This is a genomic window from Serratia sp. CY83965, from assembly GCF_052166375.1.
Taxonomy (GTDB): Bacteria; Pseudomonadota; Gammaproteobacteria; order Enterobacterales; family Enterobacteriaceae; genus Serratia; species Serratia marcescens.
Genome location: NZ_JBJNOV010000003.1, coordinates 564,126 through 576,965 on the forward strand (window position 1 = coordinate 564,126; position 12,840 = coordinate 576,965).

The following is a 12,840-nucleotide window of genomic DNA, read 5'->3' on the forward strand; positions in this document are numbered from 1 at the left end:
TTGGAAAGGTATCTACCTGACCCTATAAATAATTTTGCGTAAACTCCATCGTATTAAAGGTGATCGCTCAGGCGGTCACTGAACTGGCTAATAAAACGGTTTGGCCGAGCATAAACTAACTTCTCTGAGCCAGACTTATGACACCGAGGAATGCAGTCCAGATCCCTAACGGTTATGGATAATAATAAGTAAAGGGAAGCCTCAGTCTGACGTATAAGCATATCGCCACCTCTTATATGACTAAATCAGAACCCCCAATCCCATTTCATCGCTCGACCTAAGGGGCGCTACGCCCGGCTATGCAAGGGTAAGTTTTTCTCCTGTGCTCTTTTCGTTCTCGTATCGTCTTCGGTTAATCGTTTCCCAACACAGCCCGTCCCACAAGGGTAAATTGCACGCATGCTGCGCCCTTGCAGGACAGAACGATGCCGGGAAAGCGAACCGTCAGGCGATACGAAGACGAAAATCACACACTGACGGAGAAACAACCATGACGATTTCCTTGCATACCACCTGGACAAGCGCCCCTAACACCGGCGCGGCGACCAGCGTATCCCCGCTGGAGCAGTCAGGCTCCTCAAAAACGAATTTTTCTAAAACCAGAACGGACATTTATCAGACCGTTACCGACAACATCATTGCAGCACTTGAAAGCGGTGTAAAACCGTGGTCCTGTCCGTGGCAACGCGTATCGGGCATGTCTGGTCTGCCACCTAATTACGCAACCGGAGCAGCCTACAACGGTATTAATATCATGCTGTTATGGTGCAGCGCATCTAAAGAGGGTTTCAGCGATTCACGCTGGATGACTTACAAGCAGGCACAGGCAGCAGGCGGACAGGTTCGCAAGGGTGAACATGGCACAGCAGCCATTTTCTATACAACTCTGGAAAAGGAAAATGACGCCGGAGAAGTTGAACAAATCCCTATGCTGAAAACTTTCACCGTGTTTAACATTCAGCAAATTGATGGTTTGCCTTTGACAATTGAAACGGCCAGCCCGGAAGCAACTTTTGATCCGTTGCCGCAGGCTGAGAACCTGTTACGTAAGAGCGGCGCAAACATCATCGAGAAAGGACAAAACGCTTTTTTCAGCCCATCAACTGATGAAGTCTGGCTACCGGAGCGCCATCTGTTTTCGAATGCGGCTAACTTCTACGCTACCGGCCTGCATGAGCTTGTCCACTGGAGTGGGGGTAAAAAACGCCTGAACCGTGAAATGAAAGGGAAGTTTGGTAGTGCGGATTATGCAGAGGAAGAACTGGTGGCGGAGCTGGGAAGTGCTTTTTTGATGGCGGATTTGGGGATTGATGGAGAGGTACAACATGAAAGCTATATTGCTTCCTGGCTGAAAGCGCTGAAAAACGATAAGCGCAATATTTTCAAAGCGGCCAGCGCCGCCTCCAAGGCGCATTCTTATCTGATGGATAAACTCTGAGGTCGGGAGCTGGACAACAGCAAGCGAATGCGGTTACATGTTTTTACTGGCAACGCTGCAAGGTGCAGACTGAGGCGGAACACAGCACAGCGAGTAACGAACAGTCTGCGTTTTGCAGTGGAATAAAAAATCACCAGGACTGGCTACGATATCGCAGGCCGGGTAAGCCCATCATGCTGGCACTTTCCGTGCCCGGTAAACTTGGAAAATCATTTTGTGCTAACTGCAATCTTTTTCTTGTACGACTATAACTGCCTCTTGCTCGTTCAGGGTGAACCCCCGAGAATGTCAGAATCGGACATTGCAAACATTCAGGTGTGTTAATCATCGGGGAACAAGTCACATGTTTAGTTGGGTAAGATGGTTACCTGATTAAGAAAGATCTGACCAACCTACTAAACAATGTTGCTTATGGTAAAGTCGGTGCTAATCTGTTGAGACTGACAGCAGTCCTTCATCTTTATTCGGATATTAGAGAATTTATGAACGAAGAAAAATATATATGTCATAGATGTGTGGGTGAAGAGTATGTAAGGCTAGTTATAAAAAAAACAGGAAATGCCAACAATGATTGTAATTACTGTGGTAGGAAATTAAAGAGTATTAAATTGGAAGTTCTTGCAGAGATGGTGCACAATGTCTTTATTGAATATTATGAACAGCCTGATGATGGCGAGTTTTATAATGATAGTGGTGATACTGCAACCTCTATTATTCAAGACGAGCTAATCATTGAAGAAGAACCTGCCGATGATATATTCAATGTGATGCAGGACATTTATAACGATTATCACGGCATAGATGTAGTTTATGATGAATGCTTTAATTATGTTCGTGTTAATCGCGTCAATAATTCGCTTGGCTGGGCGTGGGAGAAAATGGAGCAGTCACTTAAAAGTGAAGCTCGTTATTTCAATAAGCATGTAAAAGAGTTTCTGGATGAGCTTTTTTCAGACATAGAAAGAATGAGGACAGGTGAAAGCAGGCAGGCAATTAATGATGTTGGCAGCGATGTCATTTTTTACCGGGCTCGGGCATTTGAAAACTACGAGGACGTGCAGGAAGCACTGGAGCATCCTGAGCGGTATTTTGGTCCACCACCACAAGCGTTGGCACGCTCAGGAAGAATGAATGCACACGGCATTCCAGTATTTTATGGTGCAACGTCACCGAGCATTGCTGTGTCGGAAATACGTCCAGTGGTTGGGAATTTCGTGGTGGTCGTACCGTTTCGACCTATCAGAAATTTGAAAATTCTCGATATTTCAGCCCTAAACGATCTCTCAAATATCAAAGGTAGTATCTTCGATCCATATGTGACCGGGCATAACGAGAAGGTCTCTTTCATGAGGACGCTTGCCAGAAAGCTGACTATGCCCGTTTCTGGCAGAAAGCCGGAAGATGAATACCTGATCACACAAGCAGTATCAGAATATCTTGCCTTATCCGATAAATTTAGTCTTGACGGTATTAGTTTTGAATCCACTCAGCATTCCGGTGATGAGCCCGAGGATATTGGTCACCACAACGTTGTGTTGTTCAGAAAATCATCGAGAATACTGAATTCTGAGAGTAACGAAAAATCTTTTCAAGTAGATCTATTTGAAAATGTGGAAGATGATAATTATATTTTTTCACCCGCTATTCATCCAATCAATAAAAATAAAACAAGGAGAACATTGTCTTCTTCTTTCAGTATCGATAAACACTTGTGTGCTCTTGAGTTAATGCCTGATGGCATCGTATTTCATAGAGTAAAAGGCGTTAAGTATTACACAGACTCAATTGATGTAAAATCAGATGGGATGTTATGAAAATTCACATCGTATATCTTTATGTATGCTACGTTTACGACCGTCTCTAGAATTATCGTGACTAGTCAATACTAATCGAGATATAAACCAAAAAATACCAGCATGAAAGGGCTTAAAATTCGGTGAGCCCGCTTTTGCTCATGCAGAAAGTTAGGCTTGCAACGATTTAACCAGCTTATGAATAGTTCTCGAGCTCTATACGCTCCAGTTCGGCAAGTGTATAAATGCGAAAAACGTTTCGGTGACGCGCTTCCAATTGAATGTGTTGATGGTTGATGATGACATGCCTGATGCTGTCAAACAGCAGTTCAAGCGCACGCTTCTTCTGTGGATCGGGCACAACATAAAAAACGTAAATCCACTGCTTGCGGGTACGGGCCAGCAGGTGGCTGGCAATAATCGACTGGTAGCGGGCTCGGGTTTTCAGGCGGCGCTCGGTTTCAATGGCAATAACGTTACCGTCAGGCAGCGTCAGTAATCCGTCCGGGCGATGTTTTACCTGAAACTGGCTGAGAAAGCTGGCCCGGTCGCCGTTAATCCATCCCGAAGCGCCTTTCTTCTCCAGAATAAGTCTGGCGGCCTGATTATCAAGATGGTGCTCCAGCGTCCAGCCGGTGATTTTTGATGGTTCAAACCGCGCAGGAAAGATTTTATCATCCAAGTTTAACACCACCGCCAGCCCGTCGCTGGTGATCCCCCACAATGAAATCTTAATTGTCAGTGATTCAAGCACATGCTTCTGGATTAACCCCATTCGCTCCGTTTTTGCAAGCAGCGAATAAAGCGACTTATGATCCCGGAAACCAAATAACAGCATCAGCGTTTTAAAATCACTGTAGGTTTCTTCTTTCAGGAAGTTCAGCAGTTGTTTTATTTTTTCTCTGTTGCGTGTCTGGCGCTCTTGATATGTCGAAATCAGCATAACCGCTCCTTAAAAATCCAGCGGGGACAGGTGTTCTCCCTCATCAGGTTGGGGCTCTGCCGGTTTGACTTCGCTTCCGTTGAAGAAAAGATCCGGGTACGTTGTCATTACATCCTGTATGGATGGTTTATCATCCTCGTCAAAATCCAGTGCGATTTTCACCGGTGCCGCCGATGCGGCAATATCAGGGGAAACCGAGAAGATTTTTAGCTGACGCTTTCTGACCTTTATCGGTGAAATCAGTGAAGCAGAAGGTAGCGTTTTTGTCGTAAAGATAAAGCTGACAAAATCGGGCAGGTTCAGGATCATATTGCTGTCGGTAAAGAAACGCTCGGCCTGCCTGATGGTGCGTTCACTGTCGATAGTCTCTGTCAGCACGGCGTCGGTTTTCGCTTTGCGGACCTCATCATCGACTAATATGGTGCCTGACATTCTGGCTACCCATTCAGCGGTATCCGGGTCCATGACACGATAAACCAGTTTGAATTTGGCATTTTCAACGACCGCGCCGACAACGGCGTCGCCTTTCAAATCTGCCGGACAGTCTTTTAAATCGGCAATCGACTGATGGTCCATAATAATATGCACGCCTTTATCGCGTGCCGCGCCTAAACCTTCCAGCGCTGGCCTGGATAAATGGTATTTCAGTTCGGAAAGATAAATAGCAATGGGGCGGGGTACGTCTTTCACCCGCTCGCGCCTTTCTGCCAGCTGGTACAGGCGAACCAGCAGCATGCGCTGCGCGGTAATGATTTTGCTGTTGCGCATTGAACCAATTACATAACAGCAACCGCCTTTCTTAAATATCGTATTAAGCGAAAATCCGGTGGGGGCATTGATGGCATTGAGCAAGGCCAGCTCCTCAATTTTCCCGAAAAAGGCTTTTATCTTATCTGCAATACCCTGAACGTAGTTACCGTTATACACATCCCGAATGGTTGAGGCAGTATTACGAGTGACAAATTGTGCGGCTATCCGGGCCGCTTTCCGATCGTCAATCCGATAAAAGTCAGATTCCTGACCTTTCTCTGCCAGGCTGAACCCGGCAACAAAAAGCTCTTCCAGTTCATCGGCGGTGATCTCTTCAATCAGGTTTAACTGGTATTGGGGTTTACGCAGGTCAATCAGGGCAAAAGGTTTGCCTGCATCCTCACAGGCCTTGCGGTAAAGGTGGGGTGCCCATTCATCATCCTTCGGGTCCATCACAAATACGCCTTCACCAGCCAGAATACTTTGATAAAGTAATATCCCGGTGGCAACGCCCTTACCGGCTCCGGTGGTGCCGATAATATCCGCGTGTTGTTTTTGCCAGTCCTTTAACGGCAGGTACATCGGCTGAATATCGCGGTCCATGCCGATAAATAATCCTTTGCTCAGGTCGATATAATCCAGCGGGTCATAATGCAGAGTTTCCGGCAGCAGGGATTTCACCGTGCGGACATCGGTGCGCAATTCCCGTTCAAGCGTGGTTTTTCTGACGAGGTGCTTCTTTATTTTGTCTAATTCAGGTGTTAATACCCTGCGCAGCAGAATATGCAAAATAAAACCCGTTACGGTAAAGGCAATCAGCACTGGCCATGCCAGATCGGGAATGCTGGCGACTACACGGCCTTTATAAAGCCACTGGAAAATCCAGATAACAACTGGGGCCATCGTACCGGAAAGAAAACACAGCAGGGAAAAAGCCATAATCAGCTTTTGCCACAACGGGGCTTTTTGCCGTTCATCGCTTTTCATCGACGCGAAAAACGGCATCGTCAGCCCCGATAACAGCGCCAGCATCAGTTGATGCTGTTGCATAAAAGCAATGAAGCTCAGCGCGCCATTCACTATCGGCGACAGTGAAACGGCCAGTTTATTCAAAATCACGATGCCTCCTTCGTCAGCAGTTCGCCCCATGACATCGCCCCATCAGTTCGCCCCACGGTGTCGGGCGAAAAGGCGGGGCGAACGTCAGGGACGAAGAAGGTGGCCGCTATGCGGCCATGTGCAGGAAAGCATGCTTTCCTGCACCAAACGGCGTGCGCCAGTACATGCGGGCTGGACGCCCTTATGATATGTCACATGGGGGTAATGTCGTGGCTGGACGCCGCGCCAAAACCCCCAACGTCAACGGCGGCACACCGTCGCCCGCTACGCGCGACCACCCCCTTTAAGACGGTCGCTTTCGCCTTTTTCTTCCCTTTGCTCGTTCCTCGCAGCGGGAATAAAAGGGAAGCTGACCTTTAAAGAGGGTGGTCGCGCCACGCTACCGGCTTTGGGCCGGAGACTTAGCCGCGACGGTGTGCGGGGCGATGCCCCCCAAATAAACCGCTGTCGTGGGCGACAGCTTTTCGCTCGCTGGGGCGGCGAAATTTATTCGGCTCCCCCCGGCCGGCAAAATCCGCGTGGGCGCGGCTGTTTGCCGGTGAGGCACGGCGCCTGAACTATTTTCGCTCCTTAACCCGCGAAAATAATTCTGTCCGCTGCCTCATTTTTACGGCCCGCATTTCTTCACTCCTTAATTCGCGAAAAATGTGGGGCCGTAAAAACCTGAAAACCGTCACGCCTTAAGCAAGAGTCGGCTGAAATATTTGGGCACTATAGGAGACCTGCGAATAAAACTAAGGCAGGGATTAATATTGGCTCTCACGGATTTCCCTGATGATGTCGGAATAACACTGACGACTTTCTTTAATGCCGGTTTCATCAAGCGTAAATCCTCGTAGGTTAGCTTCTTGTGTCAGCGTTATTCTGTCGGTGGCGTTCAGCGTTTGCATCAACTGCAATAACCGGCAGACAACCCGGTAGTGATAAATTTCATAATAAAGGCCGCATCCGTGCATCGCCTCATTTTCAATGTGCTCAATAACACAGGCTGCGCGAATGGAATCTCCGCGCTGACGTGTCCAGGGATGCTGAATAAAACCCGGTTTTGTCATGATGACTACCTCCGTTAATTAACCACGCATGCGGCCAAATTTATTGATAATCTGGCTGATAATTGCCGGGTCTGCCGAATCACACTCAAGTAAAAACGATTTTCTGGCATCGGCAGTATGGTCTGGCAGAAAACCGTGCTTGTTCTTTTTCACGATATTAAAGAATGCACGTTCAGCAGAATGGCATTCATTGCCGCCGCCGTTCCCGGTGGCTTTACCGTACATGCATAACACCACTTCACAGGCGTCAGCGGCCATGACGGAGGTTGAATATGACGCCATAGCGCTGAGTAATAATGCGAAGGATATTACTTTTTTCATTTCGGTCACCTTCATATTTAAACGAGGGTTGCGTAATTAGATATTTTATTTACTGAATCCCTTTGCTGAATACACCTCTCATGTCATTAAGATGAAGGGGTTTAAAATAAACATCACTCATCCGGCGTATGTCACCGTGAATATCAATGCTGACTATCACATCAATGCTCTTAAGCACCTTGCGTAACAGCACCTCAAAAGGAATATTCTGGCAGTCGGGATTTTCATAACAGCGGTCAATTAACCCTTCAATACATTCTTCCGGGCTGCCCGCATGCAGGGAAGTCATTAATCCCTCATGCCCGGAACCGACGATTTTCAGTGCATCCCAGGCTTCCCGACCGCGAATTTCAGCCAGTAATATCCGGTCAGGGTTCATACGATAATTGGCGCGTATCAGCCTGCCGGGCGTGATAATGGCATTATCCCCGGCATCCGCCGGATAAAAGAGATGGACATAATTGGTGTGGTGATAGAACCGGATTTCGGGATTATCCTCGATGGTGGTCAGCCTGAGGTGCCGGGGAATAGAGTGCAGCAGCGTTTTCATATAGGTGGTTTTACCGGAGCCGGTTTCACCGACGATAAAAATCGTCTTGCCGTATTCCACTGCCTTTTCCATAAAGCGGGAAATATCCCCCCCTTGGTAATAGCGGGTCAGTTCAACATCTTTGCCTTCCGTTTGCTCCTTACCGGTCACCCGGTTATAAAATCCCGCATCAATCCATGACTGATGCGTTTTCTGCCCAAATGAGGGCTTGCGCAGCGTAATAGACACGGTATTGCGCTCACAGGCCGGGGGAATAATGGCCTGAATGCGCTCGCCTGATTCAAGCGTGGCGGAAAGGATCGGCGAGGTGTCGTCGATATTATCGTCCTGCCACGACGCCAGCGCTCTGGCAAAGGCGTAACACTGGCGCAGCGTAATCGGAGCTTCATGTCTTCGCCATTTCCCCCGGATTTTGGTATGCAGTTCACCCGGCCGGTTAACGGCAATTTCCGTCAGGCCGTCCTGCGCAATAAACTCACCAAACAGCTGGTTTTTCATAAAATCCAGCGACAGGTTTTCAGCGTTCATACCACCTCTTTTTCAGTCGCAGCTGCCAGACGGATGAGAAATCAATATCGGTGCCGGTCATGATGCCGATGACATCACCCTGATTCAGGTACAGGGTGGGCGGGATATTGATGCTGTTGTCCAGCGTCGTTTTCGCCATTTCCGCCGTGGCGGCGCGGGTGTTTTCGGTGTAGTCGGTATTGCGGTCTTTCCCCGGGGCAGCATCCGACGCCGCCGCAGCCACGTCCTGCACGGTACTGAGCATCAGGGCATTGCCGAAGCGCTCCCAGAAATGGTTGTCGATCCAGCCTGAGATCCCCGCCTCGCCGAGCGGGCCGCTGGCCTGCGTATCAGTTAGCGGGATTTGCAGGCTGCCGGGCTCAGGCGTACGCAGCTCCGTCCACAGCACAAACATCCGGCTACGTCCGTGTTGCAGCGCCCCGGTGCGGTAGATGCCACGGGCGACCGTTCCCGCCGGGATCAGCGTCACATGGTTGCTGGCGCTGTAAACATCTTCACTGACCAGGCAGGAAATATGCCCTCCGACATCGGACACGAAGCGCCACATCATCGAACACGGGATATAGCGGTCCACCGGGATATAGAGATCCGGATCGAGACCCAGTCGTCTGACGCCGGTGACACGGGCGACGCCCGGATTGTCGTTGTTACCCGTTTCCGGTGCGGCAGTCTCCGGGCAGCGCAGGCGGCCATCCTTTCCTCGGGTCAGTACTGACGGGCAGGATGTGTACGTTGTGGATGATGACCGACTGTCGGACGTTTCTGCGTTGCTGCGCGTTTCACCCGGGGACGTGCGTGCATTATCGCCCGGCATTGGTCGGGCGTTGTTCACTCCGTCAGCCAGCGCGGCTGCCTTGTTCAGGGCTGGTGGCAGGGTGGGTGCGGGAGTGGCGGCCTGGCGGGCAGGGTCTGTTCCGCCCTGTGCGCGCGGCCCGAACAGGCCAAACGGGTTACTGTCCATGCCCAGATTTTGACGCTCATGCAGCGTCTTCCCGGCAGAGGGCGGCGGCGCGGTGTCGGCTTCTTTCTCATTACCCCCTTTCAATGCACTGAAAAGACGATCGCCGCCGGATGCCAGGGCGATCACCAGCGTCAGACTCAGCAGGCTGAGGATCAGCGTGCGGCGACCGGATGCCTTACGAAAACGGGTCACTTCCGGCTGGCCGGGCGGTGTTCTTTGCTCCGGCTCCTGATACGCCATTGCCGCACGGGCGCGTTCGCGGGCTTCCGCTTCCCGCTCTGCGGTGGTTTTTTCCGGTTCATCCGGGACAGGTTTATCGGTCATTTGGCCTCCAGCGTAACGGACGGTGAAACAGTGTCGCTGCGGGTTATCGGAATGCCCCCGAATCCGTCGTTTTCGATCCCCACCACCGAGGTGCCGTAACGCAGCACCAGTTGTGGCGCTGCCGGCACTACCATCACGATGTAGTTACCCTGTTTAACCGTCCGGGGCGTGACTGCCTGCTCCTGTCCGTTAACCACCCGGAAAACGGAAGGCAGGGTTCTGCTGGGGGAAAAACCGATATATGCAAAACGACCATCATCCCAGGCAAAATCCGGTGCGATGGTGGCCGAACCGGCGGCGACCCGTTTGGTGTAGCGCCAGTTGCGTGGCGTGCTGGCCTGTCCGAATGCCGCCGCTATCTGCTGCTTCTCCTGTCTTTCCCGCTGCTGCGTCTGACGTGCGGCGCTGGCGGCGGCGGATTGCTGGCGAACCTCGGCCGGATAGTGGTAACGGATAACGAACGCCTGCGCGGGGGAATCGTGGTCCAGCACGTTCAGCTCCAGGCTGTAATCACGCTTTGAGGTCACCACGAAGAGGTTGGTCTTCCAGTCCTTTGCCGTGGGCAGGAACACCTGGCTGACGTTGTTGCCGCTGGCGTCCGTCACCGGCTGGGTGATGGGATTCGGGCTGACGTCCACCCGGTTATCACTTTTCGTTACCGTCCAGCCTTTGGGAAAGCCCGCTTGCGCATCAATCACAGCTTCATCGCCGTCAAACAGCAGCGTGGTGACATAGCCAGGGCGGGTATTCACCACGGTGGCGTTCTGGCTGTTATACGATACGTTCTGCATCCGGCTGTCATAGGCGCTGCCGCGCGGGGTGGCGGCGCTCCATGTCGCGCATGACGCCAGTAAGCCCGCCAGGAGCAGGATGTTTTTCAGCATCATTCGCTCCTCAGTTCTTTATCGCGCTGGTAGCTGGTGACGATAAAGCCCAGCGGGTTCACTTCACGCTGACTGTCCGTCAGTTGCTGATGCGGGACATAACGATAAGTCAGGCGGATATTCCAGAAGTCCGTTTTCACTGAATTATCAGAAATACGGCGAAGGGTACGCTTGATACGCAGGGTTGCCAGGTTATCCGGCCCGGTGGCAGGCGCATGCACATTAGAAATAATGTCGATATAGACGACATATTCGGCTTTATTAAAAATAACGTCCGGAGCCTGGTCGCCGTTAAACCCGTCCAGATAATCCCGGTTCACGCTGTCACTGTTAAATAACTGTACGTCGTCATAATCACGCTGGAGGGAGAAATAATTATACCCTTCGCGGAGTCTGACATAGTGTGCCGCCAGTGAATGGGCCAGCGCTTTTTCAGACGCAATATCCCGCTCTTTAATGCGGGTCATATACTCATATCGACCGGTCTGTTTATCCACCGACCACAATTCAATGTCAGTGGTTTTCAGCGGCAGCAGAATAATCATGGCCGTAATTGCCAGTGCAGCCAGAATCAGCCCGGCAGCGGCCACCCGCCAGGCGGTTTTGCGGGAACGCTCTTCCTTTTCCAGCAGGATGGATTCAAAAGAGCGGGAAACATTAATGATGCGCTGAATATCAGACATGGTGAGTCAGCTCCTGAATTATGGCGGGGGAATTCACCGGCTGGGGATCGCCGGACACCGGCGGGAGGTCGCCCTGATGCTGCGCGCAGCCCGTAAGCGCGCACAGCATCAGAAGCAAGATGCTGAATTTCATGGAAGCCTCTTATCGGATAAGTGCAGGAAAGCCGCACCGCTGGCAGAGGTTACGGTGTGACGGGGAAAAGAAATTAGCGGTCGGAAGGATTAACGGTGACGCTGCTGATTCTGGCGTTTCATGCTTTCGATGGCGGTGGCACGTTTCTGCCAGGCGTTCACGGCTTTGCCCGCCCCTGCGGCAATGAACCTGCCGGTTGTCGCGGCTGCTGCCATGCCACCTTTGGCGGTCAGTCGGCCCCCGGCCTTTATGCCGGGTCTGGCGACGTCGGCAGATTTGCTCGCCAGCCCGCTCAGTCCGCTCATGGCTGCACCCTGTAACACGGCCTGCACGGCGGCACCGCCTAATGCGCTGGCAACTTTTGCCGAGAAGTAGATGATGACGCCTGAAATAACACCGGCGACACAGCACTGAACGCCGAGCGTGATGATATTGGCGTTATCCGCGAAATTGACCGCCTTATCCAATATTTCGTTCAGATAATTAATCACTATCCTGATTGATAATGCTGAAAACATAATCGTCAGAATAACGGTAAATATAGTTTTCAACCAGTTATTGAACATGGAGGTTAGGAATCTATATAGCAGGCAGAAAATAAAAATCGGCGCGGTAGTGGTCATTAATACTATTGTGATTTCGGCTAAAAGATTAACGGTCGAGCCGAATAGCAGGGTAACGATAGCGCCTCCCCAGACCAGAACTTCAGCAATCCCTCCGTTAAGTTTTACATAGTTGGAATCATCATTTTGATAAAGTTTTTGTCCGATTGCCTGTGCTTTTTCCCATACGGTATCGAGCAATGCCCAGACATTATCGTCGCCGCTGACACCATCTTTTAATCCATTAATGGCTGAGATGGCTAAATCCAGCCAACTGCCAAGATTTAAAACGAACGTCATGATCAACAACATTCGTCCGACATCCCATACGACATCTTCTATCGGGGTTTGAAGTTTTCCTGCCAGAGTCTGATACCCACGATAAGTGATAAATAATGTAAATGAACTGACGGCGATAACACTGATCATATTGCCGTACACGGAAGTTTGTCCCTGTAGTACGGCATTTAAACCGCCAGTGATAGTGTTGTTCATTCCAACAAACATACCACCTGACATAGGTCACCTCGTTAATTTAAATCGGGAACCTTTGCATTCCCCTGACGGAGTTCAAATCGTGCCTCACGTGCGTTTTTACAATCCATGGAATCATCACCGGATGATTCGCACGTCTTATATCGGATATTCATTTCATCCTGGTGTTCTTTATACCATTGCGTTGATTTCGGGTTATCACATCCTGTCAGTAATAAGAATCCTGAAATAATTGGAATCAACAAAATTGATGTTTTCATGTTT

Annotated in this window: 12 protein-coding genes; 2 read left to right on the forward strand and 10 right to left on the reverse strand. The window is 50.4% G+C overall.

The window, feature by feature from the left end:
• Positions 1-490 precede the first annotated feature (490 nt).
• Positions 491-1,438, forward strand: a complete 948-nt coding sequence (locus ACJ8PL_RS10655) for an ArdC family protein (protein ID WP_442531161.1) — start codon at positions 491-493, stop codon at positions 1,436-1,438.
• 482 nt (positions 1,439-1,920) lie between these two features.
• The gene (locus ACJ8PL_RS10660) at positions 1,921-3,252 is read left to right on the forward strand and encodes an RES domain-containing protein (RefSeq protein ID WP_024218866.1); all 1,332 of its coding nucleotides are present in this window, start codon (positions 1,921-1,923) and stop codon (positions 3,250-3,252) included.
• A gap of 175 nt (positions 3,253-3,427) precedes the next feature.
• Here the strand turns inward: ACJ8PL_RS10660 and mobC are convergent, their stop codons facing one another.
• The 10 genes from mobC to ACJ8PL_RS10710 all read right to left on the reverse strand — a co-directional run bounded on the left by mobC (position 3,428) and on the right by ACJ8PL_RS10710 (position 12,836).
• A complete protein-coding gene (mobC, locus tag ACJ8PL_RS10665; protein ID WP_442531163.1) occupies positions 3,428-4,174 on the reverse strand; it encodes a MobC family replication-relaxation protein in 747 nt (248 codons plus the stop codon).
• A 9-nt stretch (positions 4,175-4,183) separates the two neighbouring features.
• Entirely contained in the window at positions 4,184-6,043 is a 1,860-nt protein-coding gene (locus ACJ8PL_RS10670; RefSeq protein ID WP_442531165.1) for a type IV secretory system conjugative DNA transfer family protein, read from the reverse strand.
• A 746-nt stretch (positions 6,044-6,789) separates the two neighbouring features.
• On the reverse strand, positions 6,790-7,095 hold the full coding sequence (locus ACJ8PL_RS10675) for a hypothetical protein (RefSeq protein ID WP_094898014.1): 306 nt from the start codon (positions 7,093-7,095) through the stop codon (positions 6,790-6,792).
• An 18-nt stretch (positions 7,096-7,113) separates the two neighbouring features.
• Positions 7,114-7,416 (reverse strand): TrbM/KikA/MpfK family conjugal transfer protein, encoded by a 303-nt coding sequence (locus tag ACJ8PL_RS10680; RefSeq protein WP_094898015.1) that lies wholly within the window; start codon positions 7,414-7,416, stop codon positions 7,114-7,116.
• Positions 7,417-7,465: 49 nt separating this feature from the next.
• The gene (gene virB11, locus ACJ8PL_RS10685) at positions 7,466-8,494 is read right to left on the reverse strand and encodes a P-type DNA transfer ATPase VirB11 (protein ID WP_094898016.1); all 1,029 of its coding nucleotides are present in this window, start codon (positions 8,492-8,494) and stop codon (positions 7,466-7,468) included.
• The gene (gene virB10, locus ACJ8PL_RS10690) at positions 8,484-9,779 is read right to left on the reverse strand and encodes a VirB10/TraB/TrbI family type IV secretion system protein (RefSeq protein ID WP_049264836.1); all 1,296 of its coding nucleotides are present in this window, start codon (positions 9,777-9,779) and stop codon (positions 8,484-8,486) included. The genes virB11 and virB10 overlap by 11 nt, the downstream gene beginning before the upstream one ends.
• On the reverse strand, positions 9,776-10,663 hold the full coding sequence (gene virB9 / locus ACJ8PL_RS10695) for a P-type conjugative transfer protein VirB9 (protein ID WP_049264837.1): 888 nt from the start codon (positions 10,661-10,663) through the stop codon (positions 9,776-9,778). Before virB9 ends, virB10 begins: the two co-directional genes overlap by 4 nt.
• Positions 10,663-11,346 (reverse strand): virB8 family protein, encoded by a 684-nt coding sequence (locus tag ACJ8PL_RS10700; protein WP_049264838.1) that lies wholly within the window; start codon positions 11,344-11,346, stop codon positions 10,663-10,665. Before ACJ8PL_RS10700 ends, virB9 begins: the two co-directional genes overlap by 1 nt.
• Before the next feature lie 222 nt (positions 11,347-11,568).
• Entirely contained in the window at positions 11,569-12,600 is a 1,032-nt protein-coding gene (locus ACJ8PL_RS10705; RefSeq protein ID WP_142471391.1) for a type IV secretion system protein, read from the reverse strand.
• Between the two features lie 11 nt (positions 12,601-12,611).
• Complete coding sequence (locus tag ACJ8PL_RS10710; protein WP_071823624.1) at positions 12,612-12,836, reverse strand: EexN family lipoprotein; 225 nt, start codon at positions 12,834-12,836, stop codon at positions 12,612-12,614.
• Positions 12,837-12,840 lie beyond the last annotated feature (4 nt).

Excerpts from the sequence above, each read along its gene's own strand:
- ACJ8PL_RS10655 (WP_442531161.1), top strand. The coding sequence starts at position 491 with ATGACGATTTCCTTGCATACCACCTGGACAAGCGCCCCTAACACCGGC.
- ACJ8PL_RS10660 (WP_024218866.1), top strand. The coding sequence starts at position 1,921 with ATGAACGAAGAAAAATATATATGTCATAGATGTGTGGGTGAAGAGTAT.
- mobC (WP_442531163.1), bottom strand. The coding sequence starts at position 4,174 with ATGCTGATTTCGACATATCAAGAGCGCCAGACACGCAACAGAGAAAAA.
- ACJ8PL_RS10675 (WP_094898014.1), bottom strand. The coding sequence starts at position 7,095 with ATGACAAAACCGGGTTTTATTCAGCATCCCTGGACACGTCAGCGCGGA.
- ACJ8PL_RS10680 (WP_094898015.1), bottom strand. The coding sequence starts at position 7,416 with ATGAAAAAAGTAATATCCTTCGCATTATTACTCAGCGCTATGGCGTCA.
- virB11 (WP_094898016.1), bottom strand. The coding sequence starts at position 8,494 with ATGAACGCTGAAAACCTGTCGCTGGATTTTATGAAAAACCAGCTGTTT.
- virB10 (WP_049264836.1), bottom strand. The coding sequence starts at position 9,779 with ATGACCGATAAACCTGTCCCGGATGAACCGGAAAAAACCACCGCAGAG.
- virB9 (WP_049264837.1), bottom strand. The coding sequence starts at position 10,663 with ATGCTGAAAAACATCCTGCTCCTGGCGGGCTTACTGGCGTCATGCGCG.
- ACJ8PL_RS10700 (WP_049264838.1), bottom strand. The coding sequence starts at position 11,346 with ATGTCTGATATTCAGCGCATCATTAATGTTTCCCGCTCTTTTGAATCC.
- ACJ8PL_RS10705 (WP_142471391.1), bottom strand. The coding sequence starts at position 12,600 with ATGTCAGGTGGTATGTTTGTTGGAATGAACAACACTATCACTGGCGGT.
- ACJ8PL_RS10710 (WP_071823624.1), bottom strand. The coding sequence starts at position 12,836 with ATGAAAACATCAATTTTGTTGATTCCAATTATTTCAGGATTCTTATTA.